Annotated in this window: 28 protein-coding genes, 3 tRNA genes and 1 riboswitch; of the genes, 8 read left to right on the plus strand and 23 right to left on the minus strand. The window is 42.6% G+C overall.

Going from position 1 to position 25,951, the window contains the following annotated elements; all coding sequences use genetic code 11:
• Nucleotides 1–49: 49 nt before the first annotated feature.
• The 4 genes from V6C27_06140 to hslO form a co-directional block, all read right to left on the minus strand.
• A tRNA-Asp gene (locus V6C27_06140) sits at nucleotides 50–125 on the minus strand.
• Between the two features lie 16 nt (nucleotides 126–141).
• Nucleotides 142–216: transfer RNA gene (locus V6C27_06145), tRNA-Gly, on the minus strand.
• 5 nt (nucleotides 217–221) lie between these two features.
• Nucleotides 222–297: transfer RNA gene (locus V6C27_06150), tRNA-Asp, on the minus strand.
• A 116-nt stretch (nucleotides 298–413) separates the two neighbouring features.
• Nucleotides 414–1,313 (minus strand): Hsp33 family molecular chaperone HslO, encoded by a 900-nt coding sequence (hslO, locus tag V6C27_06155; protein MEG6616008.1) that lies wholly within the window; start codon nucleotides 1,311–1,313, stop codon nucleotides 414–416.
• Between the two features lie 109 nt (nucleotides 1,314–1,422).
• Here hslO and V6C27_06160 point away from each other — a divergent pair, with 109 nt between their 5' ends.
• Nucleotides 1,423–1,833, plus strand: coding sequence for a RidA family protein (locus V6C27_06160; protein ID MEG6616009.1), 411 nt, complete (start codon nucleotides 1,423–1,425; stop codon nucleotides 1,831–1,833).
• Between the two features lie 44 nt (nucleotides 1,834–1,877).
• Here the strand turns inward: V6C27_06160 and V6C27_06165 are convergent, their stop codons facing one another.
• Nucleotides 1,878–3,089 (minus strand): HD domain-containing phosphohydrolase, encoded by a 1,212-nt coding sequence (locus V6C27_06165; GenBank protein ID MEG6616010.1) that lies wholly within the window; start codon nucleotides 3,087–3,089, stop codon nucleotides 1,878–1,880.
• A 76-nt stretch (nucleotides 3,090–3,165) separates the two neighbouring features.
• Between V6C27_06165 and V6C27_06170 the strand changes: the two genes are divergently transcribed.
• The 3 genes from V6C27_06170 to V6C27_06180 all read left to right on the plus strand — a co-directional run bounded on the left by V6C27_06170 (nucleotide 3,166) and on the right by V6C27_06180 (nucleotide 5,429).
• Nucleotides 3,166–3,777, plus strand: coding sequence for a YigZ family protein (locus V6C27_06170; protein MEG6616011.1), 612 nt, complete (start codon nucleotides 3,166–3,168; stop codon nucleotides 3,775–3,777).
• A gap of 81 nt (nucleotides 3,778–3,858) precedes the next feature.
• Nucleotides 3,859–4,359 carry a MarR family transcriptional regulator gene (locus V6C27_06175; protein ID MEG6616012.1) on the plus strand — a complete coding sequence of 167 codons (501 nt, stop codon included), beginning with the start codon at nucleotides 3,859–3,861 and terminating at the stop codon, nucleotides 4,357–4,359.
• Between the two features lie 74 nt (nucleotides 4,360–4,433).
• Nucleotides 4,434–5,429: an inorganic phosphate transporter gene (locus tag V6C27_06180; GenBank protein MEG6616013.1), complete on the plus strand. Its 996-nt coding sequence runs from the start codon at nucleotides 4,434–4,436 to the stop codon at nucleotides 5,427–5,429.
• On the opposite strand, the gene V6C27_06185 is transcribed toward V6C27_06180, so the two are convergent.
• The 5 genes from V6C27_06185 to V6C27_06205 form a co-directional block, all read right to left on the minus strand.
• Nucleotides 5,419–5,691 (minus strand): TM1266 family iron-only hydrogenase system putative regulator, encoded by a 273-nt coding sequence (locus V6C27_06185; protein ID MEG6616014.1) that lies wholly within the window; start codon nucleotides 5,689–5,691, stop codon nucleotides 5,419–5,421. The two genes, V6C27_06180 and V6C27_06185, sit on opposite strands and share 11 nt — an antisense overlap.
• A gap of 15 nt (nucleotides 5,692–5,706) precedes the next feature.
• The gene (gene glsA / locus V6C27_06190; GenBank protein ID MEG6616015.1) at nucleotides 5,707–6,621 is read right to left on the minus strand and encodes a glutaminase A; all 915 of its coding nucleotides are present in this window, start codon (nucleotides 6,619–6,621) and stop codon (nucleotides 5,707–5,709) included.
• Nucleotides 6,622–6,721: 100 nt separating this feature from the next.
• The gene (locus V6C27_06195; protein ID MEG6616016.1) at nucleotides 6,722–6,910 is read right to left on the minus strand and encodes a 4Fe-4S dicluster domain-containing protein; all 189 of its coding nucleotides are present in this window, start codon (nucleotides 6,908–6,910) and stop codon (nucleotides 6,722–6,724) included.
• A gap of 182 nt (nucleotides 6,911–7,092) precedes the next feature.
• Nucleotides 7,093–7,575 carry a CopD family protein gene (locus tag V6C27_06200; protein ID MEG6616017.1) on the minus strand — a complete coding sequence of 161 codons (483 nt, stop codon included), beginning with the start codon at nucleotides 7,573–7,575 and terminating at the stop codon, nucleotides 7,093–7,095.
• Between the two features lie 24 nt (nucleotides 7,576–7,599).
• The gene (locus V6C27_06205; protein MEG6616018.1) at nucleotides 7,600–7,794 is read right to left on the minus strand and encodes a DUF1858 domain-containing protein; all 195 of its coding nucleotides are present in this window, start codon (nucleotides 7,792–7,794) and stop codon (nucleotides 7,600–7,602) included.
• 283 nt (nucleotides 7,795–8,077) lie between these two features.
• On the opposite strand from V6C27_06205, the gene V6C27_06210 reads away from it, so the two are divergent.
• The gene (locus V6C27_06210; GenBank protein MEG6616019.1) at nucleotides 8,078–8,464 is read left to right on the plus strand and encodes a 4Fe-4S dicluster domain-containing protein; all 387 of its coding nucleotides are present in this window, start codon (nucleotides 8,078–8,080) and stop codon (nucleotides 8,462–8,464) included.
• A gap of 44 nt (nucleotides 8,465–8,508) precedes the next feature.
• On the opposite strand, the gene V6C27_06215 is transcribed toward V6C27_06210, so the two are convergent.
• Genes V6C27_06215 through V6C27_06225 form a run of 3 tightly spaced genes read right to left on the minus strand, consistent with a single transcriptional unit; the run spans nucleotide 8,509 to nucleotide 11,547 of the window.
• A complete protein-coding gene (locus V6C27_06215) occupies nucleotides 8,509–9,726 on the minus strand; it encodes an NAD(P)/FAD-dependent oxidoreductase (GenBank protein MEG6616020.1) in 1,218 nt (405 codons plus the stop codon).
• 12 nt (nucleotides 9,727–9,738) lie between these two features.
• Complete coding sequence (gene ccsB / locus V6C27_06220) at nucleotides 9,739–10,548, minus strand: c-type cytochrome biogenesis protein CcsB (GenBank protein MEG6616021.1); 810 nt, start codon at nucleotides 10,546–10,548, stop codon at nucleotides 9,739–9,741.
• The gene (locus V6C27_06225) at nucleotides 10,549–11,547 is read right to left on the minus strand and encodes a cytochrome c biogenesis protein ResB (protein ID MEG6616022.1); all 999 of its coding nucleotides are present in this window, start codon (nucleotides 11,545–11,547) and stop codon (nucleotides 10,549–10,551) included.
• 161 nt (nucleotides 11,548–11,708) lie between these two features.
• On the opposite strand from V6C27_06225, the gene V6C27_06230 reads away from it, so the two are divergent.
• Nucleotides 11,709–12,449 (plus strand): class I SAM-dependent methyltransferase, encoded by a 741-nt coding sequence (locus V6C27_06230; GenBank protein ID MEG6616023.1) that lies wholly within the window; start codon nucleotides 11,709–11,711, stop codon nucleotides 12,447–12,449.
• Between the two features lie 7 nt (nucleotides 12,450–12,456).
• A complete protein-coding gene (locus tag V6C27_06235; protein ID MEG6616024.1) occupies nucleotides 12,457–13,140 on the plus strand; it encodes a Crp/Fnr family transcriptional regulator in 684 nt (227 codons plus the stop codon).
• A gap of 295 nt (nucleotides 13,141–13,435) precedes the next feature.
• On the opposite strand, the gene V6C27_06240 is transcribed toward V6C27_06235, so the two are convergent.
• From V6C27_06240 to V6C27_06285, 10 genes are all read right to left on the minus strand, one after another.
• Nucleotides 13,436–13,912: a DUF2383 domain-containing protein gene (locus V6C27_06240; GenBank protein MEG6616025.1), complete on the minus strand. Its 477-nt coding sequence runs from the start codon at nucleotides 13,910–13,912 to the stop codon at nucleotides 13,436–13,438.
• A 98-nt stretch (nucleotides 13,913–14,010) separates the two neighbouring features.
• Nucleotides 14,011–15,126 carry a Coenzyme F420 hydrogenase/dehydrogenase, beta subunit C-terminal domain gene (locus V6C27_06245; protein MEG6616026.1) on the minus strand — a complete coding sequence of 372 codons (1,116 nt, stop codon included), beginning with the start codon at nucleotides 15,124–15,126 and terminating at the stop codon, nucleotides 14,011–14,013.
• A 13-nt stretch (nucleotides 15,127–15,139) separates the two neighbouring features.
• A complete protein-coding gene (locus tag V6C27_06250) occupies nucleotides 15,140–15,532 on the minus strand; it encodes a hydrogenase iron-sulfur subunit (protein ID MEG6616027.1) in 393 nt (130 codons plus the stop codon).
• A gap of 87 nt (nucleotides 15,533–15,619) precedes the next feature.
• Nucleotides 15,620–18,649, minus strand: coding sequence for a CoB--CoM heterodisulfide reductase iron-sulfur subunit A family protein (locus V6C27_06255; GenBank protein ID MEG6616028.1), 3,030 nt, complete (start codon nucleotides 18,647–18,649; stop codon nucleotides 15,620–15,622).
• A gap of 96 nt (nucleotides 18,650–18,745) precedes the next feature.
• Entirely contained in the window at nucleotides 18,746–19,597 is an 852-nt protein-coding gene (locus V6C27_06260) for a CoB--CoM heterodisulfide reductase iron-sulfur subunit B family protein (GenBank protein ID MEG6616029.1), read from the minus strand.
• Between the two features lie 5 nt (nucleotides 19,598–19,602).
• On the minus strand, nucleotides 19,603–20,223 hold the full coding sequence (locus tag V6C27_06265) for a 4Fe-4S dicluster domain-containing protein (protein ID MEG6616030.1): 621 nt from the start codon (nucleotides 20,221–20,223) through the stop codon (nucleotides 19,603–19,605).
• Between the two features lie 302 nt (nucleotides 20,224–20,525).
• Nucleotides 20,526–22,241, minus strand: a complete 1,716-nt coding sequence (locus V6C27_06270) for a FapA family protein (protein MEG6616031.1) — start codon at nucleotides 22,239–22,241, stop codon at nucleotides 20,526–20,528.
• A gap of 89 nt (nucleotides 22,242–22,330) precedes the next feature.
• Nucleotides 22,331–23,071, minus strand: a complete 741-nt coding sequence (locus tag V6C27_06275) for a UPF0280 family protein (GenBank protein ID MEG6616032.1) — start codon at nucleotides 23,069–23,071, stop codon at nucleotides 22,331–22,333.
• Nucleotide 23,072: 1 nt separating this feature from the next.
• On the minus strand, nucleotides 23,073–23,474 hold the full coding sequence (locus tag V6C27_06280) for an NIL domain-containing protein (protein ID MEG6616033.1): 402 nt from the start codon (nucleotides 23,472–23,474) through the stop codon (nucleotides 23,073–23,075).
• 36 nt (nucleotides 23,475–23,510) lie between these two features.
• Nucleotides 23,511–24,704 carry a homocysteine biosynthesis protein gene (locus V6C27_06285; GenBank protein ID MEG6616034.1) on the minus strand — a complete coding sequence of 398 codons (1,194 nt, stop codon included), beginning with the start codon at nucleotides 24,702–24,704 and terminating at the stop codon, nucleotides 23,511–23,513.
• 86 nt (nucleotides 24,705–24,790) lie between these two features.
• Nucleotides 24,791–24,905, minus strand: a riboswitch (SAM riboswitch).
• 168 nt (nucleotides 24,906–25,073) lie between these two features.
• Here V6C27_06285 and V6C27_06290 point away from each other — a divergent pair.
• Entirely contained in the window at nucleotides 25,074–25,823 is a 750-nt protein-coding gene (locus V6C27_06290) for an ATP-binding protein (protein ID MEG6616035.1), read from the plus strand.
• The last annotated feature ends 128 nt before the right edge of the window (nucleotides 25,824–25,951 follow it).

A 25,951-nucleotide genomic window follows, 5' to 3' on the forward strand; every position in this document is an offset into this window, starting at 1 on the left:
CCTCGCCTTGGCAAGGCGATGCTCTACCACTGAGCCACTTCCGCATAAATGGCGGAACTGACGGGACTTGAACCCGCGATCTCCGGCTTGACAGGCCGGCATGTTAACCACTACACCACAGTTCCACTTTAAATTTTTAGCTGGAGCGGAAGACGGGATTCGAACCCGCGACCCTCGCCTTGGCAAGGCGATGCTCTACCACTGAGCCACTTCCGCATAAATGGCGGAACTGACGGGACTTGAACCCGCGATCTCCGGCTTGACAGGCCGGCATGTTAACCACTACACCACAGTTCCACATTTTATATTTAGGTGTCTTAGCGACAACTAATAATTTACACTTTTTTAGCCAAAAAGTCAATATGTATTTTGATTTAAGCCGAACTTTATCCAGTTCGGCTTAAATTTAGCCTTTAAGTCAGCTCATTTAACAGCCTTTTTAAGTCTTTTTCATTAAAATTATATTTATCAGAACAAAAATGACATTGCACTTCTGCCATGGCATCTTCGTCCAGCATTTTTTGCAATTCATCTCTGCCAATACTAATCAAAATCCTTTCCAATCTGTCCCGGCTACAATTACAGCAAAACTGAATTGGGTTTTTTTCTAATATCTTAAATGGCACCCCGGCGCACACCATGGCAATAATATCCTCGGGGGTTTTCCCTTGGTTCACCAGGCCGCTAATGGGCGGCAAAACCGATAGGTTTTGTTCCAGTTGATCCAACAGCCCCTCATCAGCCCCGGGCATCAACTGCAGTATTAAACCGCCGGCAGCCAGAACACTGTTGTCGGTTTCCACCAATACCCCTAAAGACACTGCGGAGGGAGTTTGCTCTGATTTGGTTAGGTATAAAGCTAAATCCTCCCCTATCTCACCGGTTACCAATTCCACAGATCCAGAGAAGGGTTCTCTTAACCCCAGATCACGACTAACGGTTAATAAGCCGTTGCCCACCGCTGCACCCACTGCCAGCTTTCCTGGTTTGGGGCTGGGCAAGTGCACATGGGGATTTTGTACATAGCCGCGCACGTTTCCTTTGGCATCTGCGGTGACAATTACCGCCCCCAACGGCCCGTCACCAATTATCCGAATGGTAATTATATCTTCACCTTTCATATTGGCTCCCAACAGAAGGGCTGATATCATCGTTCTACCCAAAGCAGCGGTGGCAATGGGCCAAGTATTATGTCTTTCCCTGGCCTCCTCCACTAAGTCAGTGGCGGTACAAGCAAAAATTTTAAATTGTCCTTCTGCACCAATGGCCCGCACTAAATAATCATGCACAATTATCACTTCCTTCTGTAACATTATAACATCAGCAAGCCCATTCCCAAAAAGTTATATCAGTTTTTAAAAATGATAATAATAAAGTTTGAGCACATACTATGAACAAATTATTGTTAGGAGGCAGAAGCTTATGCACAAACGCGAAATAATTTTTACCGAACAGGCACCGGCAGCCATTGGACCCTATTCCCAAGCGGTTCGATTTGGCCCCATGGTATATGTATCAGGTCAAATACCCGTTGATCCCACAAGTGGTAGCATCCCTACAGATGTAGAACAACAAACCCACCAATCATTAAAAAACCTGCAGGCCATTTTAAAAGCCGCCGGCGGAAGCTTACAGGATGTGGTAAAAACCAGTGTATTCATTAAGGATATGAATGACTTTGCCAAGGTGAACGAGGTATACGGTCAATACTTTACTGAAAACCCACCGGCCAGAGCCTGTGTGGAAGTTGCCCGCTTGCCCAAGGATGTATTGGTGGAAATTGAATGTATCGCTGCCATACCACCTACATCCTGTGGCTGTAATCACGATTAAGCTGGAAAACAAACGATCCTCCCTTTGGTGGATCGTTTACTTTATTACATGTCTTTATATTTAATCAGTTGATGGTAGTTATCCAACAGCAATTCTACCCACTTACCATCTATGTCTTGGTGCTGCGCCTTATCGAGCAAAATCTTCTCCACTTTTTCCCGGGATAAACCAGCGCGATAGGGACGGTCTTCCGCTAAGGCTGTAAAAATGTCGCTCACTGCCAAGATTCTGGACTCCGGGCTCAACTGGTCCGCTGTTATTTTAAAGGGGTACCCATGTCCATGTAAACATTCATGATGATAAGAAGCCCATTTGTTTATGTCCTCAAAACCTTTAACTAACTCTAAAATATGGAAGGTGTAATAAGTATGGCCTTTAATTACATTAAATTCTTCCTTAGTCAGTGGGCCGGGTTTTTCCAATATTGTTTCCGGGATGGCCAGTTTCCCTAAATCATGCAATAGACCCGCCAGCCGAATGGCCTGGCACTTATGGTCATCAGCACCCGCTAACATCGCCATTTCACCAGCCACTGCCGACACCATGCGGGAATGATTATGAGTAAAACGACTTTTTTGGTCAATGACTTGGGCAAAGACTTCGCCAATACTTAACATCCCCGGTAAGTCCACATCTATCAGGTCAGCACTAATCCCTTTAGCCAGCAACTGGCCCTGTCGACCATTAACTAGATCTAACCAAAAGCTTTCCTTATCCACCAGATCGGCCAGTACATACACCAGATCTGGGTCAAACACTTTGCCAGCCAAAGATTTGATTTTGATTAAAATGTCATTCCGTTGATTTAATATATATTTATCTTTATTTATCAACACTTCCACCCGGTCGGCCAGGTGAATAATTCTGCTGGCCAAAGGAATACTTGCACCGGCTAGACCAGAAGGATTTTTCCCATCCCACCGATCATGATGAGATATAATAATATTAACCAGAGGTTGAAACAAAGGGGATCTGTTTAAAATTCTTGCCCCCACCAAGCAATGTTCATCTGGATGCTCCAATTCAAATGCCAACAGTTTTTCCTTATCACTCCATGTGATGGAACCAATATCATGGATAATGGCCGCTTCAACCACTTGTTGAACATTCTGTGGACTTAAACCGATTTTTTCTGCCAACCGTTGAGCAATTAAAGCTACCCGCACATGATGGCGCATTGCCCCTTTACCACCAAAATCCAACGCCGTGGACAAAGCACACAATAGTTTGAAATAATCAACCTTCAAATTTTGCAACCGATAACGCCCCTTTGTACTTAATTACTTGCTAGAATATAATGGATATTTTATCATAAATTGTGGAGGGATATATATGGAAAGATTTTTGACACTAGGTAAATTTTCTCAAACAGAAATTATTATAAAAAAATCTAAGTTTATTGCCTCGGCAACTCCGGTTTGTGATGAAAATGAGGCTAACAATTTTATTAAACAGATCAAAAAAGAGCATAGTCAAGCCACCCACAACGTATTTGCCTATGTAATTAATGATCAGATTCAGCGCTCCAGTGATGATGGTGAGCCCAGCGGCACCGCCGGACGACCGATGTTAGAGGTAATTAATCGCAAAAACTTAATTAAAACCGCCGTTGTGGTCACTAGATATTTTGGTGGCATTATGCTGGGGGCCGGTGGTTTAGTGAGGGCATATACCGAAGCTACCATTAAAGGCATTGAACAGGCGGGGATAATTGAGAGACAAATCTATCAACAATTACATATTCAATTAGATTATCAGTGGGTCGGTTTGGTCAAACGGGAATTGGAGAGCGCAGAAGGAAAAGAACTGGCCATTAACTATGGTCAACAGGTGGAAATGTCGGTATATTTGTTGCCAAAAAACATTAAATTAATTACTGAAAAACTGATTGAGGCAACTGGCTCCCAAATAAGTATTGAGGAAGGTTCCCTCAAGTACCTTTAATAAATTTAACTATCTATAAAAAGGATTTTTATGTAAGTTGTTTAATATGTTATTTAACGGTTTAATAAAGGAGTGTATATTTTGTACAAGAACGAAAATGAAATTTTACATGTTTTATTAAATTTAATTCGTGGCTTGCATAAAGCCATTGATGAAGATTGGCGCAAAGCGGCAGCTAAGTCCGGCTTAACGGTATCCCAACAGCATTTACTATGGATACTTAATTTTGAAAACGGCAGTACACTGTCAGAAATCAGCGAGTACGGACTGTGGCATTTATCCACCGTTATGGATCTGGTGGAACGAATGGAAAAAGCCGGCTTGGTACACAAAGAAGTGGATCAAAGTGACGCCAGAACAAAACGAGTATATATTACTGACAAGGGAAGAGAAGTGCTTAATTCCACTGCCAAGCGTATAGACAATTATAAATTCCTAGATGTGGTTTACAATGAAAGGACCAAAGACTTATTGGCAGAAAGAATTAACATGCTATATAACCTAAACAAAGCCTTTCATGGCGAAAAATTTGTTAACTATGTAGAGCAAAGTACCAATAGAGTAAAGGAAGTCACTCAATAAAAATTTAATAGCACTAATAATCCACACTCTCTAGCAATAGTTTAAATAGAAAGAAATCACCTTTAGGAGGTTAAATGTCAGAGAGTGTTTTTATTTTAATTATTATTATATTGGCATTGGTATTTGATTTTATCAACGGCTTCCATGACACCGCCAATGCCGTTGCCACATCTATTGCCACCGGAGCGCTATTGCCCCGGCAAGCCATAATACTGGCATCAACCTTGAACTTTATTGGGGCACTGGTTTTTACGGGTGTAGCCCAAACCATTGGAGATGGCATAGCCAATCCTAAACTACTTACCAATGGACTGGGGGTTGTTTTAGCCGCGCTATTGGCCAGCATTATCTGGAACCTAGCCACTTGGTACTGGGGGTTACCCAGTAGCTCATCCCACGCCTTAGTGGGTTCTCTGGCCGGTGCAGTAACAGCAGCTGTGGGGTTTAGCGCCGTTAACGTACCAGGTATTTTAAACATTATAAAAAGCTTATTATTTTCGCCTTTGCTAGCCCTTTTCACCGCCTCAATATTAATGTTATTATGTCAACTGCTAATTTTATCGCTAAATCTCCCCAAAACAAATCTGTATTTTAAAAAAATGCAAATCTTCACCGCTGCTTTTCAGGCCTTTAGTCACGGTACCAATGACGCCCAAAAAACAATGGGTATTATTGTCTTCACGTTAGTAACCGCCGGCTGGCAACCGGATTTAACCATCCCTTTGTGGGTTAAAATCTCTGCCGCCACCGCCATGGCATTGGGCACATCTGTTGGTGGGTGGAGAATAATCAACACTGTGGGCCAAAAAATTACACCCCTTCGACCAACCAATGGCTTGATAGCGGATATCAGTTCCGCAACCATTATCATCACTGCCACACTATTAAAGTTACCGGTGAGCACCACCCATGTGATTTCTTCTTCGGTCATTGGTGTGGGCATAGTCAGTAATGGAAATAGCGTAAATTGGCAAGTGGTCCGTAAAATGATTACCACTTGGGCAATTACCATTCCCAGCAGTTTTCTACTGGGGATGTCACTTTACAATTTAATGACCCTTACTGGTTAACAAAAACATCGGCGGGTGTACCAAAGTTCATACTACGCACCTGCACACCACTTATCTGTTGTAATTCTTGATGCATTTCTTCCCGCTCCTGTTCCGATGCTTCCATAGTTAAGGTAATAATGCCTCGGTTTTTACTGGGAGCAGGCACTCCACTGCGAGACAATATTTGGGCACCATAACGGGTTAACACCTGCTGCACTTCCGGTGCTCGCGAGGCCCGTTCATCCACAATTAAACCAAATATTGCAATGTTACGCTCCATAGTGGTTACCTCCATTCAAAATATACTTAATTTTAATCGCTCAGATAATTGCTGTAATATATAGACCCCGGCGATACTGTTTCCCTTTTCATCTAATGCCGGTCCATAAACACCGATACCAAATTTTCCTGGGACCACAGCCATAATACCACCGGACACCCCGCTCTTGGCCGGTATCCCAACCTTTATTGCAAACTCTCCGGAAGAATTGTACATACCGCAGGTGACCATAAAAGTAATGATAATCCTTACTATCGTGGATGGCACTATGACTTCACCTGCCAATGTGCGTCCACCATTGGCCAAGCATAGTGCTATTTGGGCAATATCATGGCAACTTACTTCGATTGCACATTGCTTAAAATATACATCCAGTACCTCTTCTACATCACCAGCTAACACCCCGGTATCTCGCATAAAGTAAGCCAGTGCTCGGTTGCGGTCTGCCGTTTCTTTTTCTGACAGATATACCTCTTCATTAATTTTAATATTATCATTGCCGGCTAATGTCCTTATCAGTTGCAATAAACGCTTAAATTTTTCATTACTGTCGCCACCTTTAATTAATGCAGTGGTTGCTATGGCCCCGGCGTTTATCATGGGGTTTAATGGTTTGCCCAATTTTAAGGTTTCTAATTTAATAATTGAATTAAAGGGGTCACCGGTTGGTTCCATGCCTACTTTGCTAAAGACCTCATCGGCCCCTCTGTCCATTAACGCCAGCATCAAAGCCAGTGGTTTCGAGATACTTTGCAAAGTTAAATTGCTACCACAGTGACCAACGGTGACTGTTTCCCCATTGAGATCAGCCACTGAAATTCCTAAATGTTTTGCATTGGCCTTGGCCAAGGCCGGGATATAGGTAGCTACCGCCCCTTGATTTACCCAATGTCGACTATTCTCCATTACACTAATTAGTAGTTCCCTCATAAATTAACCTCTCATAACCTTTTTATTATTTTTCCTAAAAAGATATAAAAAAATCGCAAAGACTATATATCTTTGCGATCTGTAAAAATAAGACTTCATTTTATTCATCCAGCATGCGAATAGCACTTGCTGGACAGTTAACCTCACATTCCATACAGCCAATACAGGCCTCGGGATGAACAACTTGGGATTCATGATCGTCGGTTTCAAAAACGTTTGGCTCAGTGGGGCAAACATTATAACAATTACCGCATCCAATGCAGGTTTCCTGATCAATAATTGGTCGCACAATACCACCTCATTTATTAGACTATAAAAATATTTTAATAAACTTTAGACAATTATACAATCTAATTGTCTAACAGTTAGTTAAATAATTTCTATATTCGATGGTAGAGGCTGTTGCAAAAAGCGGTGTCGAAGCAGATTTTCATGCCTGCCTCCAGTACCAAACCTTGCAACAGCCCCATTTTAGCGAATTATTGACATGATAAATAATATCACTAATCCCAAAACTAGGTTGGCATTGGATAAAACAATAAATTGTTTTTGCATGTTCATTAATGCCACTGATGGTTGTTCGCCCGGTGCCGGGGCCATTGCCGGAATCCTTTTAGCCATATAAAAACTTACCACCGCTGTAATAATAATCATTATTGCCACCAGTGTTAGCTTTAAGGTCATCAATTGTCCATAGCGACTCATGCTAAAAAGCTCCCACCCCTGATAACGCAACCGAGGAATTAGTTGATAAGATCCGCTGATTAACAATAACGCGATACTACCCCAGGCAAAATTGCGAAAACGTTGAATGCCCATTAATCTTAAAAATTGAGGTGGCACTCCTTTGCCACCCACCGCTGGAGTTAATACCAGCATCATAAAAATCATACCGCCAATCCAGGTTGTTATTCCAACATAATGCAGTAAATTCATCAGGTTAGCAAGGTTCATTGCACTAACTCCCCACTGTATGGATTATTTTACTGCTTCGTTTAATTCCTTTAATAATTTATCTATATCAAGACCGTGCAAAGCTGCACCCTTTTCCAAACTTTCCAACTGGGCAGTGGGGCAACCTAAGCAACCCATTCCCTTACTTTGAAACACAGGCACTGTTTCTGGGAATTCTTTAGCAATATAACCCATTGTCATGTCTTTGGTAATTTTCATAAAGCATATTCCTCCTTTGGTTTATATAATAACCATTTGAATTTAAGTTATTGCACAAAAAACACAAAAATTGTTTAACTAGGTTAATTACCTTACTTTAAGATTACTACTTTAGATATAAAATCACAGTGATAAATTTAATAGAATCAGTGTGATTTTAATCACCCGCACAAACAATTGCAATTTATTATTGGATGTGATATAGATCATTTATTAACATTGTTAGCAGTGTTATTATATGAAATCATATAGGGCAAATTATATATTAAAAGGAGGAAGAATAATGGCTAAAATCAAAAGACAAATTGTTAAAATAGACGAGGACAAATGTACCGGTTGTGGTAATTGTGTATCTCCCTGCGCAGAAGGTGCCATTGAAATTGTTAATGGCAAGGCCAAGGTAATTAAGGAAGAGTTATGCGACGGGGCAGGATTTTGTATTGGCACTTGCCCCACCGGCGCCCTTTCTCTCGAGGCCAGGGAAGCCGAGGCCTTTTCTGAAGAGGCTGTAGAGGAGCATATCAAAAATAAAGGTCATGTGCATATTGAGATTCAAAAATGTCATCGTTGCGGCAATACCGAAGAACAGTTTACGCTGTTGCCATGCCGCACCCAAGGACAAAGTTTATGGGTATGCACCAGATGTTTACCTGCCCTAATCCACGGATAATGTCACAAGCGCGCCGGCAAAAGCCTGCGCGCTGTTTTTTAGTGTTAAAGCTCCCCTTGTAATTGTATATCTTCCCTTTGTTTGTGGGTTTGGGTAAACATCTTTAACCCCCCTAGGGAGTAACGGTATTTAACCGGTATCGCTTCCTTGAGCCACGAGGCGGTAATCCCTTTAAATTTAAAAGTTTTTACATTGCCAAAGGCTTTGCCCCGCCCAATGGAAACCAACGTTCCCAATACCACCGGTTGATAAACTCGTTTTTCTTTGCCGGTGATATCTGCATAAATATTGTAAGCCGCCACTGCCCCCTGTTGTATTGCCGCTTGGGCTGTGGGCGTAACCACTTTGTTGTCTTTAGGGTCCTTAGCTAAAGCACTGTCACCCACCACATATACCTCGGGATCAACTAAAGATTGTAGATATTGATTAACCTCTACTCTGCCCCGGGCATCGGTTTTAAGACCAGACTGGGCTAGAACTTTATTTCCTTTGATGCCACCGGCCCATAATAGTAGAGAATAGGAAAGATCTTTGCCGGAAGTTAAATGTATTTTATGCTCTGTCACTCGTTTAATCAAGGCACCGGTTATAACCTGTACCCCCATTTCCTCCAGCGTTTCTTTGGCATAGTGAGCCATATTACCATCCATACCCGGCAGCAGTTCCTTTGCTCCTTCCACCACAATGATTTGGTAATCACCCGGAAATAAGTTATATTGGCTTGCACTCCTTTTAAGCTGAAAGGCCAATTCACCTGCAAATTCAATACCGGTTAAGCCCCCACCGCCCACCACAAAGGTTAGCGGTTTTTTATCGGTTTGCCGCAATATTTGTTGGATGCTTTTTCTGACGTGCCGCGCACTATAGAGGCTCCGTATACTCATGCTATATTCTTTTAAACCCTCAATATTGTAATACTCCGGCTCACTGCCCAAAGCAACCACCAAATATTTAAACGGTAGTTTGATGTCGCCGTGGTCCACCAGCACCTGGCGATTTATTAAGTCGATACCATCTACCCATCCCTTAACAAACTTGACGTCCTTGCCCTCAAGAATGGTGTCCAAAGGTACCATCACTTGATCAGTGTCACTGGTACCCGCTGCGTGTTGGTGGAGTTGAGTCATAAACATGTGGTAATTGTGCTTATTGACCAACAGCAACTGGTACCCTTTGCTCCCTTTAAGATAACCGTGCAACTGTTGCAGCGCCTTAATGCCACCATAACCAGCCCCCAAAACCACTATGTTATGTTTGTCCATCTACATTGCCCCCTAACCGTAACTGTGTAATCCAGACATAAAAATGGTCACTCCAAACAGAGTAAATAGCACTGCCAAAAAACCAACTATTGCCATCCAAGCAGCCTTTTTACCCCGCCACCCTTGGGCAAATCGAGCATGTAGGTAAACGGCATAAATAATCCAAGTAATTAAAGCCCAGGTCTCCTTGGGATCCCAGCTCCACCAACGTCCCCATACCTGTTCGGCCCACACCGCCCCGGTTATCAACACCAGAGTAAGCAAAGGAAAGCCAAAGGCAATGGATCGATACAGCATCTTTTCCAATACAGCTAACGTGGGCATTCCATGGATAACCTTTGCCAATTCATCCCTAAGTAAATATATTATTGCCACAGCAAAGGAAACGCCAAAGGACCCATAGGATATGATGGCTGTAAGCACATGAAACTGTAGCCAATTGCTTTGCAAAGCCGGCATTAACGGGCGAATCTCTTGGCTAAGGACCGATGAGTAGGCCAGAAGTATCAACGCCAAAGGGAGCACCAACATTCCCAACAAAGGCACTTTAAATCTGGCTTGAACAAACAAGTAAATCATCACCACGCCCCAGGAGAACAACAACACAAATTCATACATGGTGGCAAAGGGCAACCGGCCAGCGGCAACCGCCCGCAAGGTAATGGCAATGGTATGAAACCCAAAGGAAAGCACCGCTGTCCAATAGGCCGCTTTACCAAAAAGATCCCTTTTAATCCAAGTAACCAAAAGGTAAAACAGACCACTGATTAAATAGCCAACAAAGGCCAAATTAATTAATGATAACCCCCAATTATAAAACATTTAACAGCCTCCTTTGGGTTTGCCACCATATAGTCTAACCATTAAACCGGCCGTTAGTAGCAAAAAGCCAGTCCAAACCACCGGCACCCCTGGATCATGCCTCACTTCTAAACCGGTATAGGGTTTAATATCGCTGAACTCCACTGTGCCAAAGGGTGTTTTTATCTGTTCGCCCGGCTCGGCACTGCCGGTAAATGCCGGATGACCAGCAGTGCCAAATCTATAAAGTAAGTTTCCTTTGGCATCGGCTGTGGCGGGAATGGCCTGCAAAATATAATCGTTGTTTATCGCCAGTGTGTCACCTGCTGGAACACTAAATTGATTTGTCCGCCCGTTGGCTGTAACAGTTCCTTCCATCAACCATCCATAGCTGGATTGATATATTTTGGTACCACCATGCTGTAATGGATGATTAACTTTAATTTCCTCAGTGTTAAAGGGTTGGTTGTTTTCGATCAATGTTAGGGTTGTTCGATACTGTTTAGGTGACTGTTGGCCCTGTTGCTCGTCAGTACTATAATAATCAATGGTGAAGTCCTCCACTTTAATGTCAAATGAATAACCCTTTTCGGTTAACGTAACGGTGCTACCAATTGGCACTTCAAAATAGTCGCTGAGGCCTAAAAAACCGCTCACTAAACTACCGATAATGATTACCACTAAACCTAGGTGCAGTATGGGAGAGCCATACTGGCTCCAATGCCCTCCGGCCTTTAGGTTTTGGCATCTTCTGTATGTGCAAGCCATGAGGTTAATCAATAGCAACAGCGATAAGGCAACAAACCAGGAACTTTTAAATACCTCAGTTAAACCAACGTGAAAAATTAAACTTCCTAACCCATCGCCATAGACAGACTGATAGTAAATTTTAGCTTCGCCCTGGGGAATTATCGTGCCGCAAAAAACAGCCATGGCAATGACCATTAATAACGTGATACCAAACTTTAGTGACGCCAGAATGCTTAAGACAGAGCACCAAACGTTGGATTTTACCCTCATAGTAATTTATTGACCTCCAAGCAATATCTGCTAATTTGTAATATAGTTTCTCTTTTTTGGTATCTTTATACAGTTGTCATTGCTTTGGATATTAAAAATCTGGATAATTGATAATAATTAAGATATGTTAAAATAACTACAGTGGCTAGGAGTGAGGGACATTGTATAATAATTTAGCCCAATACTATGACTATATTTTCCCTGCGGGACAAAACCAATTAAACTTCTTTAAGCATATGTTTGCCGAGCACAAAATTAACAGCGTGCTTGATCTGGCATGTGGTTCGGGGAATTACAGTCTAGAGTTCGCCCGTTGGGGATTAGATGTAGTCGGTGTGGATTTTGAAGAGGCCATGGTCCGCTTAGCGAAGCAAAAGGCCGTAAATGCCGGCATAGAGCAAGTTAACTTTTTGGTGGGTGACATGAGGGATTTATCCGATTTACAACAACCCTTTGACGCCATTATCTGTATCGGCAATTCCTTGGTTCATCTCTTAACCGATGATGACCTTAACAAAGCTTTGCATGAAATGAATCGGTTGTTAAAGCCCAATGGGTTATTGATACTGCAAATACTCAATTATGATTACATTATCGAAAAGGGCATCACCACGCTGCCGGATATCACCAACCAGGCAGCAGGCTTAGTCTTTACCAGACAATATGAATCTAGAGCCGATGGTTTAATCGATTTTAATACAGCCTTAATTCTAAATGATGGTTATAAGCAAAGATCATTGGATACCGGCACCGTTCCACTGCGCCCATTGCGCCCCCAGGAATTAGAAAAGTTTTTATTAAATAATGGCTTTAAAGCAGCTAATTTTTACGGTGACTTTAAAAGCACTCCGCTGCAAATTAAAAATCACATGACACTGGTGGCCACAACAATTAAAGGATAGGTGAGCAATGGTAAAAACAAATATTACCTATTTAAAAAAGTGTTTTCTTTTTTCAGAACTCAATGAAGAACAGCTTCTTAAAATTGCTAAACTGATCCAAGACCGCCACTACCAACGGGGACAGTTTATTTTTATTGAAAGCGAACCAGGGAAAGCCCTGTTTATTTTGAAGCAAGGGTTAATCAAATTAACCAAGCGCACCGAAGATGGTCGAGAGCATATTCTACATTTTGTGCATCCAGGGGAGATTTTCGCCGAAGTGGTGCTTTTCGGTGATGCCAGTTACCCGGCAACAGCAGAGGTACAACAGAATTCCATCGTGGGATCGATAGGCAATGCTGACATGGAACAGTTAATCAAAGATAACCCAGAAATCGCTGTTTCCATGTTGCATATTATGGCCCGCCGCCTGCGCATCGCCCAAGACAAAGCGATGAATCTGGCGCTAAACGATGTCCGGAGAAGATTGATATTTGTATTACTGGATTTGGCCAGCGAAAATGGCTGTGCCACTGAAAAAGGTATTGAAATTAATTTATCCTTAACCAATCAGGAACTGGCCAACATGGTTGGTACCTCCAGAGAATCTGTCAATAGAATCATCAATGACTTAAAGAAAGGCGGCACGCTGGATGTAAACCGGCAACAAATTATTATTCTCAATAAACAAAAGCTGCGCAGCCTGATGTAAGCACATTTTAATCAAGCAAAAAATCCGTAAGGTGGTAGCATATGGTAAATACTAATGACGGGCAAAGGAAACCGGGTGTCTTTTGCTGTCTCCGGCAGGGTTCCCGGCAAATTCGCCGTCCATGGCTCAGTTGCCGGTGGCGCACGTCCTATGCGCCACCCTGCCTCCGACAATCTCCTTCGCTAACTTCGGTTCGCTGCGCCACTATATGTCGTTCGCTAACTGCAGCAGGTGCCAGGTTTTTCAATTTTTTATCTCAAAAGCAAAGGCAAAAGACACCTGGTTTGGTGCTTTTTTAATGTAGATTTTTACCTTCCATCTGGCTAATGATGGTTTTTAATATTTTTAAATGATCGTGATCTTCGGACAGATTTTCTTCCACCAATTTTTTATTCTCTTGATCCAATTGGTCCATCAAATTTTCAGTAGATGCAGTACCTTTATCTTCTCCGTCATACAGAGTCATTAAGGCATCCAATTCATCCAGTTTACCTAGGGTCTGTAGTTTAAACATAGATTTTGCCAACATGCCTTTAACCCCCAAATCATCCTCTACACTGCCGCCAATGTCTTTAATCCGTTGGGTTAAGTTTAAGACATGTTTTTCATGCTGTTGTTGAATTTGAACCAATAACTGACGCAAGTCCTCGTTATCTAACTTTTCAATAATCATATTATAGAAATCTATAGCCATATGCTCGCCAATAAGCACTTTATTTAGTACATCAACCTGCTTGTCCAGTACACTCACCTCCAAGACTATTGTTGCCATTAGCATAGCTCGGCATACACAATTCCTTGGCGGCCCCCTTAACCATGCCAGCATAAAGAAAGCACCCTATCTTTGAATAGGATGCTTTCTTAGTTTACTTATCTGGGTTCCAGTTCCACCTCTTTATAGGTGGTCAGTGGCAGGGGTTCATCAATATCTCTTCCTGGCACATATTCAAATAAATCTTGAACCTTCTTACTCATTACTTGGAACATGGCGCTCACTGGTATATTACTTGGACACGCCGCTTCGCACTGGCCACAGTTTACACAGGATGATCCCATATGGTTAGCTCTGGTTAAGTGGAACAGCACAGTATCGGTGGGCATTTCGATTTTCCCTTTGCGAGTTGCCCAAGTTAAATATTTGCTGGCGTCGTGGTTAAATGTCGGGCTTAAAAATACACATTCACGACAGAAACAAATGGGACAAGCTTGACGACAGTTGCCACATTTTAAACAAGTGGCCAATTCGGTCATTAAATTATCCATGCTGCTAAATCTTTCGTTATATTCAGCCAGAGCTTTATCCTTGGCTGCGCTTCGGTCATCGAGCAATTTTTTAATTACTGCATTGCGCTCAGATTTTTCACCAACCTCTGTCAGCCCAATGCTATTAATTTGGGCAGCGTACTGATCGTCAACTTCTATTAATAGTTCATTGGCAGCGTCCATACCTACCCAACCGATATGAATGGTGCCGTGCTCTGCGGTGATATGGTCACATATTTGGCAAGCCGGTCGCACATTAACACCATCTATTACAGTATCACCGGCAACAGCGCTTATTGCCCACTCTGACGGATTTAGTTTGCCTGATTTGACCAATTGGCTATAATCACTGGGGTTAAAGGTACCTAGACAGTCAATACCGATAATCACCAAGTTGTCTAAATTGGCTTGCTTTAGCTTAGTTAGCTCGATTAACGCCCTAACTTCGCAAGAACGCAACACTACACCTACTTTTTGATCCAACTCCCGATTGGAAAAATCAGCAACCAAACGGGCAGCATTTTGCAAACTAATAGGTGCCAGTGGGTTTGAGTCGGCCAGTGCCTCTGGGTTCTTAACCAATGCATGAACTGTAGCCCCACCCCGAGCAATTTGCTGGACAAACAATGCTTCCACAACACCTTGGGTTAACAACCCCTTCATAAAGCCAGCAACGGCAGCTACAGGATCTTTGTTTTCAACCTTTAATATAAAGTTTTTCACGGGATTCACCTCCTTAAGTCTGCCACTCTTTACCCAATGGGTTGGGACCTAATTGTTTTAATTTATCAACCATTTCGGTGATGGTTTGACCAAAGTAGTTAGCCTCGGAAGCGCTGATAAAACGGAACCATAAGCGATCTTCCGCTATGCCGTACTGCTTTAACAGTTCTTTGACCATCGCAATTTTGCGACGGGCTTTATAATTGCCACTACCATAGTGGCAGTCACCAGGGTGTCAGCCACCTACTAAAACTGCATCAGCACCCTCTAAAAGTGGTCTGATTAAATAAAGCGGGTCAACTGAACCGGTGCACATAACCCGTACAATGCGCACGTTAGGGGGGTATTGAATACGATTTGTACCCGCCAAGTCAGCACCGGTATAAGAACACCAGTTGCACATCATGCCAACAATTTTAGGTTCAAATTGAGCATCATTTTTGGGTTCTGGTATGCTCACAATTGAGCCCTCCCTTCTAATTAATTAGTTGTATTAGAAAATAGCTGCATCCAACATGGTAAGAATTTGTTGCTTTTCAAAACTGTTTTGCTGACTGGCGTTGCTCGGGCATGCTGCTACACAGGCGCCACAACCTTGACACAGTACTTCTCTTACCCGGGCAACATGGTTAATCTCATCTATATAGCGAGCGTCGTATGGGCAAATGTTAACGCACAGCCCACAACCTTTACACCATTTTTCATTGACGGTAGCCACTGTACCCAGGCTCTCCAAGCGATCTTTACCCAACATGGACAGTGCCCTAATGGCGGCAGCATTACCTTGGGCTAAGGATTCACCAATTAGTTTGGGTGAGTGCGCCAAGCCACATAAATATAAACCATCGGCGGCAAAGTCAACGGGGCGCAACTTCATGTGGGCTTCTGAATAAAAGCCATCGGCATTTAAAGTAACTTTAAACATTTGCGACAGTTTTTCGCTATCGGCCCGGGGAACTATACCGGTGGATAATACCAGCAAATCTGAATCCAATACTAACTGACGGTTTAGTACCGGGTCTTTTATTTCAACTTTTATTTTATTGTCATTGACAGACACTACCGGTTTGTCGTCCAGTTCATAACGAACAAAAATTACACCTTGTTCTCTGGCCTGACGATAATACTCCTCCTTCGTACCATAGGTACGGATATCGCGATACAGCACAAATACATTGGCTTTTGGCTTTGATTTTTTAATGCGTAAAGCATTCTTGATGGCATGGGAACAGCAGACCCGACTGCAGTAAGGCCTTCCCGGCTGCCGTGATCCCACACATTGAATCATCACTACGTTATTGATGCCAGTTAAATCTTCTTCGGCCAAACGTTGTTCCAGTTCCCGTTGGGTGACCACTCCAGCATTTTCGCCATACAAATATTCGGTGGGTGTGGCTTCTTCGGCACCGGTGGCGATAATCACCACCCCATGCTCCAACACTCTGGGAATGTCACCGATTTTAACAGTGGTGCTGTAGTTACCAAGGTAACCAGCAACCTCTGTAATTTCAGCATCAGTTAAAACCTCTATCATCGAGTTTTCGTTTACTTGTCTACTTAGATCGGCCACCAGCTGTTGCGGATCGTTACCGTCCAATGTATAGCGCAACTGATTAGCATTACCACCCAAAACCGCTTCCTTCTCCACCAGGTAGGCACTAAAGCCTTGGTTGGCTAAATTAAGGGCGGTGGTCATGCCGGTAACTCCGCCACCAATAACCAGCGCTTTGCGGTTAATTTCAAAGGAAGAGGTATGAACTGGCTTGGCTAATTTAACTTTGGAAACCGCCATTTTCACCAAATCCTTAGCCTTTTCGGTGGCTGCATCGGGGTTATCACGGTGAACCCAACTGGCATGCTCACGAATATTTGCTTGCTCAAACAAATATGGGTTTAAACCAACTTCCCGAATACTGGCCATAAATAGCGGCGCGTGGGTTCGCGGTGTACAGGATGCCACCACCACACGGTTTAAATTGTGTTCCACTACCCGTTCCTTGATCCGTTCAATACTATCTTGGGAACAGGTGAATAAAAACTCCTCGGAATGAACTACGCCGGGTATTTTTTTAGCATATTCCACCACTTCAGGTACTCTCACTATTGAACCAATATTGATACCGCAGTTGCAGATAAAGGCACCGACCCTAGGTTCTTCAGCGGAAACATCCCTTTCCGGCGGGTATTCTTTAACCTTGGTTAATGTCCCCCGCACTTCGGCCAATGCAGCCGCTGCCCTGGCGGCAGCACAACTGGCGTCGCCAACGGTTTCCGGAATATCTTTGGGAGCTACAAAGGCCCCTCCGGTATACACACCGGGTCTAGTGGTGGCACCGGGATTAAATTCATCGGTTTTGCAATACCCATATTCGTCCAACTCAATGCCCGCAGCCTTGGCCAACTCAGAAGCGGAACTGCTGGGTTTTAAGGCCACCGAAAGAACCAACATGTCGAACTCTTCTTCAACAAACTCGCCGTTAGGGGTCCGGTAACGAATTAACAAGTTGTTACTTTGCTGCAGTTCTTTAACAGACGAAACCATGCAACGTTTATAATTAACACCGTTCTCCAATCGGGCACGATCATAGTACTTTTCAAAATCCTTACCATAGGCTCTGATATCCATGTAGAAGATGGTGGTATCAACCTCACTCATATGTTCCTTAGCAATGATGGCTTGTTTAGTGGCATACATGCAGCAAACAGCAGAGCAATAACTATTGCCACGATTGCAATCCCGAGAACCGACACATTGAATAAACGCTATCTTCTTCGGCTCCTGATGATCGGAAGGTCTACAAACGTGTCCTTGGAAGGGGCCAGAAGCAGACAACATCCGTTCAAATTGAATACTGGTCAATACATTTTTATAAATACCCCAACCATACTCACCATAGGGAGTCGGTTTCAGCGGTTCAAAGCCAGGGGATAAAATCACAGAACCTACTTCCAGCACCAATTCCTCATCTTGCATTTGGTGGTTAATGGCTCCAGCTTCACAGGCCTTTAAACATTTACCACAGGCCTTGGGGTTCTTTAATCTTAAACATTTAGTGCTGTCGATTGCATAGGCATTTGGCGTAGCCTGGGCATACAATTTGTAAATGGCTTTTCTGATCCCCAATCCACCATCAAACTCCGATGGCACTTTAACAGGACATTCATCTGCACAACGTCCACAAGCTATACACTTAGTTTCATCAACGTACCTTGCTCGTTTGTATACTTTGGCTTTAAAATTTCCCGGTTGGCCTTCCAGATTTACTAAATCAGTGTTGGTTAGGATTTCAATATTTAAGTGCCTGCCAACATCCACCAATTTAGGAGACATTGTACACATCGCACAGTCGTTGGTGGGAAAAGTCTTATCCAACATGGCCATGGTTCCACCTACGGCTGGCTTAGTTTCTAACAGATACACCTTATAACCAGCCTCGGCTAAATCCAAAGCGGATTGCATGCCAGATATCCCACCGCCAACCACTAAAACTGCACCGGTAAGCAGTTTTTGATTACTATTCATTCTTTGCCACACCTCCAGTCTTTAAAAACAAATGTCGTATATTTAGTTAATTAATAACATTATTTTTCGATCTTATTATTAGCGAACATGAGAGCGTTAACTTTCCAAGGTCATCGATCTGATTAAAGGTGTGGGATCAACCATGTGCTTTTTAAACCAACTGTTAGTTTCCTTTAGTCCAAATGCTAGGCCCATTAATTCAGTAAAATAAAACACTGGTATATTTACTCCAGCTTGACGTCTGGTTTCTAAATTTGTTTGACATAACGGGCATGTGGTAACAATGGCTTGAGCCCCAGCTTCTACTGCTCCGGCAAGTATTTTTCCGGTCATCCCATAGACCATATCAGACTTGGTTATAGAAAAACTGGCCCCACAGCAATCAGTTTTATATGACCAAACCAACGGTTCTGCCCCTAAGGATTTCATCAATTGATCCATACTTTGTGGATTTTCTGGGTCTTCAAAGGCCACTGCCTCTTTGGGGCGAGATGTCAAGCAACCATAATAGCAAACCACCTTAAGCCCTGTTAACTTATTTTCAACCCTTTTCTTGATGGCATCCAGGCCAATATCCTTTACAAAAGCTTCTAAGGCAGATTTGGTGTTAATTTCACCGCTAAATCGGTGCCCCAGTAAACCTTCCACTTGACCCCTCAGTTGTTCACTTTTTTTGATCTCATGTTCCGCTGTTTTTAACCTGTTGTAGCAGGCTGAACAAGGAACCAGTGGGTTCAGTCTTAATTCTTCGGCAATCAACAAGTTTTGCGCTGGCAGAGCAATGGCCAAGTCATGGGAGGTGGCGTGGGCTGACGTTGAACCACAACAAATCCAATCTGGTAATTCTACCAGGTCAACCTCTAGAGCTTTACAAACTGCTCTGATTGAATAGTCAAACTCGATGGCGGTGGACTCTAAGGAACAACCAGGGTAATAAGCGAATCTCATTTAAACTACCCCCTTTCTTCCACTGACACTGTCGTATTGTTTTTAGCACAAACATTTAGATGGGTTTGATTATCATTAATTTTATTAAAAATTTGTTTGACTTTATCTTTGTTTTTAACCTTGCTGGGTAAAAGGGGCAGCTTACCACGGGTAAACAAGTCTAATCCCATTTTTATATCAGAGAATAAGTCCCCGCTCCTCAACTTATATTTCATCAACATAGTGACTTCGTGCACCCTAGCACCGGATTTTACCGCATTCAAGAAGTTATCGTGGAATACGTGCACCCGTTTCTCACTGGCCGCAACATTTTGTTCTATTGCCATTTCCCTTAATGCGTCAGTTACTGCAGAAATGGAAATCTCGTTGGGACAACGTGCTCCACAAGTATCACAGTTTACACAAAGCCAAATGGCTGAGCTTTTTAACAGCTCATCCTTAAGCCCAAACTGAATCATGCGAATTATTTGATTAGGTTGAAAATCTATGTATGAACCCACTTGGCAACCCGAAGCGCACCTTTGACATTGGTAACACAAATCAATCGGTTGGCAGCTCCGTTCTTTTACCTCTTGCATAAAATTAAAATCCATCTGTTGCAAACCGTTATTTGTGATTATATTCACTTTGACTTCCCTCCTTTATAATAATTTGCTGGAAACATTCTTTGCTTTATGAAAATTCTAACATATATTTAGATATTTTGGTACCCTAAATTCTGCTTTTTTTAAAATTAGCAAAATATAATTTCACTATAGTAGGAAAATAAAATATGTATTTATTAAAGCAACCAATTATTAGCAAGCTTTTCTACAATACTATTATAAACGTTTCGCTATATATTTAGTTGTAGCAGAAAGATATTAGTACTAGTATTGTTTTTCACAACCCATCACTTAAAAAAAACAGGCTATTTTTAGCCTGTTTTTTAATCCTCTTTCATGTATATTTTATATTCGGTACTATTTAATGTTCGGGTATTTGACCCCGCCGCCAGTAATACATTAGAGTAAGCCTTTTCTATTTGGATTACCTTACCGCTGGTTTTAATGCTTGTCTTCGCTCCAATTTCAGAACCCACTTCCTTAATTTTCACTGTCCCTTGACAGGTAATGGCACCGCCGCGAAAAATTGAATCAATAATCACATTGCCTTTAGCTTTGATAATGGTATTGATACAACCTTTGCCCACTACCCGAACATCACCGGCAGATTCTATGGTGGAATTTAAAGCATAACTGACAACCACATCGCCTTTGCTTTCACCTAGCGCGTCTAAATATGTTAGGGCTGTAGCTACCCGTTGTTGCATGATTTGTACTTCCTCAATTCCTTTGGCCTTATGCCAACCTAAGCGACGAAACTTAACTATTAATTCACTTATTAAGTCTTTAATGTTGGCTGAGATCACAGCATTCTGTTTACTCAATGTATACAATTCGTCAACTATTTTGGGCAAATCACCAAACTTTTTGCCAATTAACGCGGCAATCATCTGGCCAGTGGGAAATTGTTTGCCCAGCTCATTAGACCTTTGTTTTAAAACAACCAAAAGTTGATATAACTCAATAAGGGATTTATTTACAATTTGCAGTTTGGTTTTTAAATCATCCTGAAATTCAAGCATGCCACCGACACTGATAAAAGAACTGATCACATTTTTATGTATTGTTAGGTTACCTAGGGCGATTACTTTTGCTTCATATACCGACCCACCCACCTCTACATCCGCACTACTGAATACAGACATTCCTTCGGCAACATCTTTATTTATTCTTAAATTGCCATTAAACTCAATGTTTCCGGTGCTGAGGTTTACATCGCTATATTCCAGTAGCGGCAACACTTGAAAAGTCCACACATCTTTTTTAATGGCTACCGACGGCAACCCGCTATCCAATGCTACCACACTAAAGCCATCTTGCTGTAGCATTGTGCCCTGGCCGGCTTTTAATTCTAGGGTTTTGTAAGCCGGTGGTTCTATCTTACTGCCGTCAACAGCCATCCCTGGCTCTCCCGGTTTACCGGCAACTTTAACAGCCAACACTTCGCCAATATCAACCGAGGCTATCTTTTTCTGCTTAAAATCCACTCTACCATCGGCCAAAACTTTAGGACGATCATCTTTTTTGGTATCAAACAATATGGTAATGGATTCATCCACCCCTGGCTTTGGCTTTACGCCCCTGGCTATCAGCACTCTATCATCCGAGGGGTTTTGCAATAATGTTTTTATTGCCTGCTGGTCTATACCATAGGTGATACCCTTTTGTGCCAATGTACTTAGTATCATTGATAAATCAAACTGATACTCCAATTTAGTTTGCGGATAAATTTCCACCAACATTCCTTGTAAATTGTTTTTTAGGCCTAATTTAGGAGTTATTTTCTTGGTGGGTTTTAACTGGATGTAAGCCAATAATTTATCCTTAGAAATATCCACCATTACCTCACCGGCAACCTCTTTAATGGCAGCCTCAATCTTTACCGCATCACTTTTATCCACCGTTACCGGTGCAAAGGCTCGTTTACCGTTTATTGTAGTTATAATTTCCGCATGGGGAACCAGTTGTACAGACCCTAGCAAACCATCGGGTAATATGAGGTTGCCGCTAGTATCCAACTCTATTTGTCTAGCCTGCATAGCATTTGCCCCCTTAGTAAATATAGTTTGTTATAATTATAACATGAAATAGCTACCAATTTATGCATAAATCGATAGCTATTGCAATTTTATTTTACAGGTATTAACTTTACTCGACCTTTCACCGCAAGTTTGTCTTCCAACACTGCCACCGCACCCATTACACCGGAAATGGAGGTGGCATACTCAACCGCTTTATCAAGGTCACTAACTTGTTGTACTTTGTTGGCGGCCGAGGTTGCCACCGCATCGGCCAACATCACCGATGGAGCAAGTACAACCACTGCATCGGCTTTGCCAAAACTCAGTGAGTGCCCCACCGTTCCAGATGAAGTGCAAACCCCCATTGGCGTATGGGCTGGTATTTCCAGTCCAATTCTATTGGTGAAGGGTGACTGAGCGGCAAATATGCCAATGCATCTGCTTTTTTGGCAACAAATATAGATGTCGCCACCATTTTCTATGATCACCTCATCGGAATGACGCAATAATTCATTGCCAATGAGCTGAGAAAAAGCCCCCGCCACCGCCGCCATTGGACCCACTCCAGCCAGTTTAGCTGCCTCGGCCATTTGAATCACCATTGGCGGTGCTTCCGGTAACACTGGATGGGGTTGCAGCGTGGTGGCATATTCAGGATCGATTGCTATATATTTTTCTAATTGGTTGCGGTATTTCTCAATCAGAGCCTTGGTCAATTCTACCAACTCTGAGTTAAAACATTGACGTTGTACCGCCACATCCAAATCAGTTTCTTTCACCGCCACTTGGAAGTGAATTAAATCCTGCTGCCGGTGCAATTTCCGATATGTTCTTTCAACATATTCCAAGTTAGAACCTAACCTCCATAGCCTTTAGCGGGCAAACTTTAACACACAATTGACAAACAACGCATTTATCGCTGTCAAAGGTAACTTGCATCGAAGGACGTTGCAAATAAAGCGCTCCGGTGGGACAAGCATCTGTACAGGCACCACAACTGCTACAGCGTTGATGGTTATGGGTCACTTGTTCGGCCAGTGTCTGCACCTTAATATTTTGTTCCTCTAAATAATTGATGCCTTGTTGATAATTGTCTCCGGTGAGCTCAAGTATTAACGTTCCTTCTTTTTCCGGATTGATGTGGCCTTTAATGATATTGACAACCAGATCATAATCCTTCACCAGATGATAAATAATGGGCTGGTCCGAGGTGTCGGCAGAAAAGCGTAAAATTATTTTCTTGGGGGACATAAAATACACTCCTTATAAGCGAATTTAAAGTCTAAACTAATCCTTTAGCGCTTTGGCCACTATGTTATCTTTAGCCGCTGGCAGTGGCTGAACCGGTTGTGTCAACTGGAAATCTCCTTTTATAATCCATTCTTTAAGCTCAGTGGCAATTTCTACTGCCATGGGATAACTGGACATGGGGGCAGTTTTAACCTTTTTGCCTTGAATAGTAATCTCTCCGGATTTTAAGTCAGCATAACTGGCATAACCGAGACATTCCCCGGTGCCGTTCGGATAGGCATCGCTGTAATCCACAATGGGGGCATATAACTCTTTGTCGGAACGGGAAACCCAACGCAATACTTCTTCGTTAAGGATTGGAATTGGTATGCCAATTCCCACTGACAAAGAACAGCCATAGCCTAACATACTTGCACCCCGAAGGTAGCGGGGATTCATTTGTTTTAAGTCGCCAATTACCGCCAGAGTACCGCCGCTGGGATGCAATTCCACCCCCGAGGCATTTTGCATAGCAGGAAAATGTTGTGTTCCATGCCAAGCCACATATCCTACCCCGCCACCCAAGAAAATACGGGTACCAATGCCAATGGTGATAAAATTGGGGTCCTTTAACAATGGACTCAGCTGACCCGATGTACTGTAATGGGCGTTACCCAGCTTAGGTTGTAGCATCCCCATATAAGTATAGATGGTTTTATCACTTAGGTTTACTGCACAGTTATAGTTTTGGTATGCATTTCTGGGGTTAAATAAAAACGCTTCATTAATATCATTAATGGTGATATCCGTTTCCAGCTCTCGGCGGGGATAGCAATCAGTGCCATAGGATTGGGCCTTTAATCGTACTTTATTTCCAGACACCAAGTCTTCAATCACATGTCCGCCACCATAAAGGAACTTGCCGGGATGATCATTATTCAGTGGGTCATCTTCCGCCGCCTCGGTGGCCCCAATGTAAGCATCAACCGCAGCAATACCGGCGTAAGCTGGCACATTATTCAGCCAAACCTTACTCATTCTCATCCGTGGTTTGCTGTGACCAAAATTAAGAAAAGCGCCAGAAGAACACATTGGCCCAAAGGTCCCGGTGGTAACAACGTCCACTTCTTTAGCGGCCTGGGTTGCTCCCTTCTCTTCCACTAAAGAAATAACTTCTTCTGCTGTTAACACCACCGCTTTACCGCTTTTAATTTTCTCATTAATTTCTTGATAGGTTTTCTCGACACCCATACTATGACCTCCCAAAACTTATTTAGGTAAACAAAAAACCTCTTCTAACAGAAGAGGTACTGGCAAACAAGCTGAATTTGCTAAACCTCTTATCTGCCAAGATTGCAAAACCTTGCAGGAATTAGCACCGGACCGTTAGCTAGAGCTAACGCGGTTGCCGGGTATCATAGGGCCTGTTCCCTCCACCACTCTTGATAAGAGAATGAATATTTAATTAATGGACATAGTTTATCAGCTAAATTTACTATTGTCAATTGGTAAAAATGCGGTGATAATAATTAAGTGTCGACATAAACCCAGATATTACAAAGAAGATGTAGGCAATTTAAGTAGAATAACATAGTATTACTAAGCTAAAAGGAGTTCACCATGGGTAAAAACAAGAGCAATATTTTAAAATTTGCATTGAGTGAAACGGTAAAAGCAATAGCCGATTATAAAATGATTGAAAACGGAGATCGGATTGCCGTTGGTCTTTCCGGGGGCAAAGACAGTAGTTCTTTATTGTACATCTTAGCCTATTACCAAAAATATTACCCCTATGATTTTGAAATTGTACCAATCCATGTAACCATGGGGTTTGACGATATGGACATCACACCATTAAAAGAGTTTTGTGATTCCTTAGGGTTACCTTTGCATGTGCAACAAGGGGATATCGGCAAAATCGTTTTTGACATTCGTCAGGAGAAAAACCCCTGCTCATTGTGCGCCAATTTACGGCGCGGCGCATTAAACAGCGCTGCGGTAGAACTAAATTGCAACAAAGTGGCCCTAGCCCATCACTTAGATGATTGCATTGAAACCTTCTTTATGAGCTTAATTTACACAGCACAAATTGGCACTTTTTCCCCCCGCACATTTTTGAACCGCACCGGTTTAACAGTGGTGCGTCCCTTTGTTTATTTGCACGAGCGGGATGTAATCAGGTTGGCAAACAAATATGAAATACCCATCATTCACAACCCCTGTCCCGCCGATAAAAAGACCAAAAGGGAAGAGGCTAAAGCATTGGTGGATGAGCTTTCCAAACGTTTTAACCATCGGTTAAGGGATGATTTTATTACTGCATTGAAAAATTTTGACGCTAACAAACTTTGGCCAAAGGTAATGCGGTAAATTTTAGAATTATTGCATATGCAAGCACAAAACCTTCCCTTCCTCCATATTATGTTGCAAGCCCAGCACTTGTATCTGGTTGGATACCCTTTAGACTGACCTTCGGGCAGTCTATTTTTTTTACGGTA

It is taken from the genome of Peptococcaceae bacterium 1198_IL3148 (assembly GCA_036763105.1).
Lineage (GTDB): Bacteria > Bacillota > Desulfotomaculia > Desulfotomaculales > Desulfohalotomaculaceae > JBAIYS01.